4 protein-coding genes and 1 pseudogene are annotated in these 4844 nt (G+C 66.6%); 3 read left to right on the forward strand and 2 right to left on the reverse strand.

Translation table 11 applies throughout. From position 1 onward, the window contains the following. Both BIS11_RS10815 and BIS11_RS10820 read right to left on the reverse strand, forming a co-directional pair. A pseudogene (locus BIS11_RS10815) lies at nt 1–480 on the reverse strand (hypothetical protein); the annotation flags it as partial. An 80-nt stretch (nt 481–560) separates the two neighbouring features. Continuing rightward, complete coding sequence (locus BIS11_RS10820; protein ID WP_253419374.1) at nt 561–1496, reverse strand: glyoxylate/hydroxypyruvate reductase A; 936 nt, start codon at nt 1494–1496, stop codon at nt 561–563. A 117-nt stretch (nt 1497–1613) separates the two neighbouring features. On the opposite strand from BIS11_RS10820, the gene BIS11_RS10825 reads away from it, so the two are divergent. The 3 genes from BIS11_RS10825 to doeB all read left to right on the forward strand — a co-directional run. Next, a complete protein-coding gene (locus BIS11_RS10825) occupies nt 1614–2621 on the forward strand; it encodes a DNA topoisomerase IB (protein WP_253419377.1) in 1008 nt (335 codons plus the stop codon). Nucleotides 2622–2783: 162 nt separating this feature from the next. Further along, on the forward strand, nt 2784–3983 hold the full coding sequence (gene doeA / locus BIS11_RS10830) for an ectoine hydrolase DoeA (RefSeq protein ID WP_253419380.1): 1200 nt from the start codon (nt 2784–2786) through the stop codon (nt 3981–3983). Between the two features lie 17 nt (nt 3984–4000). Continuing rightward, nucleotides 4001–4844, forward strand: an 844-nt coding sequence (gene doeB / locus BIS11_RS10835; protein WP_253586039.1) for a N(2)-acetyl-L-2,4-diaminobutanoate deacetylase DoeB, incomplete at its 3' end; no start/stop codon positions are given.

Below are 4844 nucleotides of genomic sequence, written 5' to 3' on the forward strand. Positions count from 1 at the left end.
GTACTGGAAGTGCTCGTCGCGCCCGCGATGATCGACGAACTCCAGCGCACAGGGCGCCGCTTCGGTACAGCCTTCGCTGCCCGCGCGCCGCGACAGGTCGACGATCGCCGCCTGGCGGTCGAGGTGCGAAAGCGCTTCTTCGTCCAACTGGTAGCTGTCGCCGACGCCCAGGAGCGAGTAGCTGCTCGAGTAGAGCAGCGAGCGGGCCTGGTCGCCCTCCACGGCGAAGCGGCTGCGCTCCTCTCCACGTGCCACGGCGACGGAAAAACGCATGTTGCTGAGCCAGTGCAGGCCCTCCTGGCTCAGGGTGTGGCGCACCGTGGCGCCGGGCCAGCCGCGAATTTCCAGCCGGTAGCGCGCCTCGAAGGGGCGCGGTGCATCGAACCCATCGGCCAGGGTCGTGACCGGCGCGCCCAGGATCAGGCAGCCGAGCAGGGCTCCCAGGCCAAGCGTTCGATGGTTAGGCAAATTGATGGGCATGTGTCCTTGCTCCTTTCGAGTCACTCTTCCTTGTGAGCCGCCTGGCCTGCGATGGTTTCATGCCCGGATGACCGGAGTGTTCAATAGCCGTCGTCGGGGTTCACCGTGGCGAGGGTCTCGCCGGCTTCGAAGGCATGGATGTAGGAGATCACCTGGTCGATGGCGTCCACCAGCGGTGTCGGGGCGGCCATGTGGGGGGTGATGATAACACGCGGGTGGCGCCACAGGGGGTGTGTCGCCGGCAGCGGCTCCTCGCTGAACACGTCGAGCAGCGCGCCGCGCAGGTGCCCCGGCGTCCGATCATCGCCCAGGGCGGCCAGCAGGGCGTCTTCGTCGATCAGGCTGCCGCGCCCCGGGTTGATGACGCTGGCCCCCTTGGGCAGCCGGGCGAGGCGTTCGGCGTTCAGCAGGTGTTTCGTCGCGGCGGTGTCCGGCAGGATGGTCACCACGCTCTGTACCTGGCCGAGCAGCTCGTCGAGCCCTTCGTCGCCGTGCAGGCAGCGGATGCCCTTGATGTTTTTCGGCGAGCGGCTCCAGCCGAGGACTGGAAAGCCTGCCTGATCGAGGGCGGTGGCCACGAATTGGCCGATGGCGCCGAGACCCAGCACGCCCACCGGCCAGCGCGACTTCTCCACTACCGCGTGGGGGCGCCACTCGGCGCCTGCCTGCTGAGCCGCGTAGTGATCGAGGCTGCGGTAGAAATGCAGCACGCCGTAGAGCACGTAGTCGGCCATCAGCTCGCCCATGCCGGCATCGCGCAGCTTGACGATCGGCACGTCCCGGGGACGCTCCGGCAAGGCGAGCAGGTGATCGACGCCGGCGCCCAGGTTGATGATGCCCTTGAGGCGTTGCTGCTCGGCCAGCAGGTGCCCCGGGGCCTTCCATACGGCGAGATAGTCGGCGCCCTGGCGCTCGCTCGCCGGGGCGTCGCTTCCGAGCACCGTGGCGCCCGGGAGCGCCTCGGAAAGGGCGGTCTGCCACTGCGCCGCCTGGTCGGTGTGTACCACTATCTTCATGGAGGGCTCCTGTGGATCGCATGTTGCGGGTTACGGACTATCATGGGTTAAGTGGGCTAAAGGCTGCAAGGATGCCGCACGCGCCGGCCCGCTCATCCAGGGAAAAGGAGATCGATCATGGCAACTCGCAAGGCCCCGGTGGTCACGCGCAAGCGAAGCGGCAAGGGCTTTACCTATCAAACCGAAGACGGCGAGACGCTCAAGGACAAGCAGTGGCGCGCCTGGATCACGTCGCTAGCGATTCCGCCGGCCTGGCGCGACGTCGAGATCACCCTCGACAAGCGCCACCACATCCATGCCACCGGGCGCGACGATGCCGGGCGCAAGCAGTACGTCTACAACCCCAAGTGGCGCGAAAAGCGCGAGGCGCTGAAGTTCGACCGCATGATCGACTTCGCCCAGCGGCTCACGCCGATGCGCCGGGTCACCGGCCAGCACCTGCTCCAGGAAGGCCTGCCGCGGGAAAAGGTGCTGGCCTGCATGGTGCGCCTGATCGACAGCGCCTACTTCCGACCGGGCAGCGAGCGCTACCGCGAGCAGAACGACTCCTATGGGCTGACCACCATGCGCTCGAAGCACCTGACCATCGACGGCGACGAGCTGATCTTCGACTACCGCGGCAAGAGTGGCCAGGACCAGCACCGGGTGGTCGAGGACGCACGGCTTGCAAGCGTGGTGGCACAGCTCGACGACACCCCGGGCTACGAGATCTTCAAGTACTTCGACGAGAACGGCCACAAGGTGCGCGTCGACAGCAACGATCTCAACGACTACATCCACGAGGTGATGGGCGAGCAGTTCAGCGCCAAGGACTTTCGCACCTGGGCGGGTACCTCGATCGCCGCCCTGGCGCTCGAGGAGCTGGGCGTCGACGAGGACGAGAAGATCAGCCAGAAGAACGTGCGCGAGGCCGTCGAGCGGGTGGCCAAGTCGCTCGGCAACACGCCGAGCATCGCCAAGGCGAGCTACATCGACCCGCGCGTGGTGGAGAGCTATCTCGACGGCCAGACGCTGGAGAATTTCCGCCAGCTGGTCGAGGTCGAGCTCGACAAGGAGGACCTGACCGGCCCGGACGAGCGCGCCGTGCTCGAACTGCTCAAAAGCCGCCTGAAGCGCAAGGGCTGACGCCTTCTATCCGCCGCGGCGGTTTTTGATAAAGGCTTTGACCAACGGCCAAGGGTCGGTGCTAGTATCGGCTCAAGACGGCAACGGCGGTGTTCGTGGAAACCTGCCACCGTACGGGCCCAGCAAGCTGGTTTCTAGTGATCCAAAAGGGCGAGTCGCTCGATGAATGAGGTTTCCCTGCCTTTCACTCGCGAAGAGTATGCAAGCCGCCTCTGGAAAGTGCGGGCGGAGATGGCCGGTCGCGGCATCGACGTGCTGATCGTCAGCGACCCCTCCAACATGGCCTGGCTGACCGGCTACGATGGCTGGTCGTTCTACGTGCATCAGTGCGTGCTGGTGGGGCTCGAGGGCGAGCCGGTCTGGTTCGGTCGACGCATGGATGCCAATGGGGCGCTGCGCACCTGCTGGATCGACCCGGAGAACATCACCTACTACCCCGACTACTACGTCCAGAACCCGGACATGCACCCTATGGAGTACCTGGCCCAGTCGATCATGCCCCGGCGCGGCTGGCACACCGGGGTGGTGGGCATGGAGATGGACAACTACTACTTCTCCGCCAAGGCCTACCAGAGCCTTCTGCGCGAGCTGCCCCACGCCCGCTTCATGGACGCCAACGCCCTGGTCAACTGGTGCCGGGCGATCAAGTCGCCCCGGGAGATCGAGTACCTGCGCGTGGCGGGCAAGATCGTCGAAGGCATGCACTCGCGCATCCTCGAGGTGATCGAGCCGGGCCTGCCCAAGAGCAAGCTGGTGTCCGAGATCTACCGGGTCGGCATCGAGGGGTTCGTCGATGACAACGGGCGCGTGTTCGGCGGCGACTACCCGGCGATCGTGCCGATGCTGCCGACGGGAAAGGATGCCGCCGCGCCGCACCTGACCTGGGACGACACGCCGTTTCGCGAAGGCGAGGGCACGTTCTTCGAGATCGCCGGGGTGTTCAAGCGCTACCACGCGCCGCTGTCGCGCACGGTGTTTCTGGGCACGCCGCCGGTCGACTTCATCCGCGCCGAGTCCGCGCTTCTGGAAGGCATCGAGAACGGCCTCGCCGTGGCCAAGCCCGGCAACCGCACGGCGGACATCGCCATGGCGCTGGGCGCTGCGATGGACAAGTACGGCTTCGATCGCGGCGGCGCCCGCTGCGGCTACTCCATCGGGCTCTCCTACCCGCCGGACTGGGGCGAGCGCACCATGAGCCTGCGCCCCTCGGACGAGACGATCCTTCAGCCCGGCATGGTGTTCCACTTCATGCCCGGGCTCTGGGTCGACGAGTGGGGCCTGGAGATCACCGAAAGCATTCTGATCACCGACGACGGCTGCGAGACGCTGGCGGACTTCCCGCGCCAGCTGTTCGTCAAGTAACGACCGAAGGATTTGCCATGACACTGCGACCGAGCCCGATCTCCGCCACCGTCGACTTCGACGCCGACGGCGTCCAGCACGGCTTTCTGAAGCTGCCGATCTCCACCGACGTCTCCGCCTGGGGCGCGGTGATGATTCCCGTCACCGTGGTGAAGAACGGCCAAGGCCCCACCGCGCTTCTGACCGGCGGCAACCACGGCGACGAGTACGAGGGCATCACCGCGCTGTTGAAGCTCGCCAATGCCCTGACCGCCGAGGAGGTGACTGGCCGGGTGATCATCGTGCCCTGCATGAACACCCCGGCGGTGATGGCCGGCACGCGCACCTCGCCGCTGGACAAGGGCAACCTCAACCGCAGCTTCCCCGGCGACCCGGACGGCTCAGCCACCGCCCAGATCGCCGACTACTTCACCCGCGTGCTGGTGCCGATGAGCGATGTGGTGCTCGATCTGCACTCCGGCGGGCGCACGCTCGACATCCTGCCGTTTGCCGCCTCCCACGTGCTCGAGGACAAACAGCAGCAGCAGGCCGCCCTTGGCGGCGCCAAGGCCTTCGGCGCCCCTTACGCCATGGTGATGTTCGAGCTCGACGCCGAGCGGCTCTTCGATACCGCCTGCGAGCGCCAGGGCAAGGTGTTCGTCGCCACCGAGCTCGGCGGCGGCGGCACCTCGACGCCGCAAAGCATGGCGATCGCCGAGCAGGGCGTGCGCAATTTCCTGATTCATTACGGGCTGGTGGCGGGCGAGGTGACGATGCCGGAGGGCGGCCAGGTCTATCTCGACATGCCGGATGCCACCTGCTACGTGCAGAGCCGCCACCAGGGCGTTCTGGAGCTGACCGTAGCGCTGGGAGAGGCGGTGA

Source organism: Halomonas sp. 707D4 (assembly GCF_024158685.1).
In the GTDB taxonomy this organism is placed as follows: domain Bacteria; phylum Pseudomonadota; class Gammaproteobacteria; order Pseudomonadales; family Halomonadaceae; genus Vreelandella.

Bases quoted from the DNA above. Each gene is read 5' to 3' on its own strand.
- BIS11_RS10820 (WP_253419374.1), bottom strand. From the start codon at position 1,496: ATGAAGATAGTGGTACACACCGACCAGGCGGCGCAGTGGCAGACCGCC.
- BIS11_RS10825 (WP_253419377.1), top strand. From the start codon at position 1,614: ATGGCAACTCGCAAGGCCCCGGTGGTCACGCGCAAGCGAAGCGGCAAG.
- doeA (WP_253419380.1), top strand. From the start codon at position 2,784: ATGAATGAGGTTTCCCTGCCTTTCACTCGCGAAGAGTATGCAAGCCGC.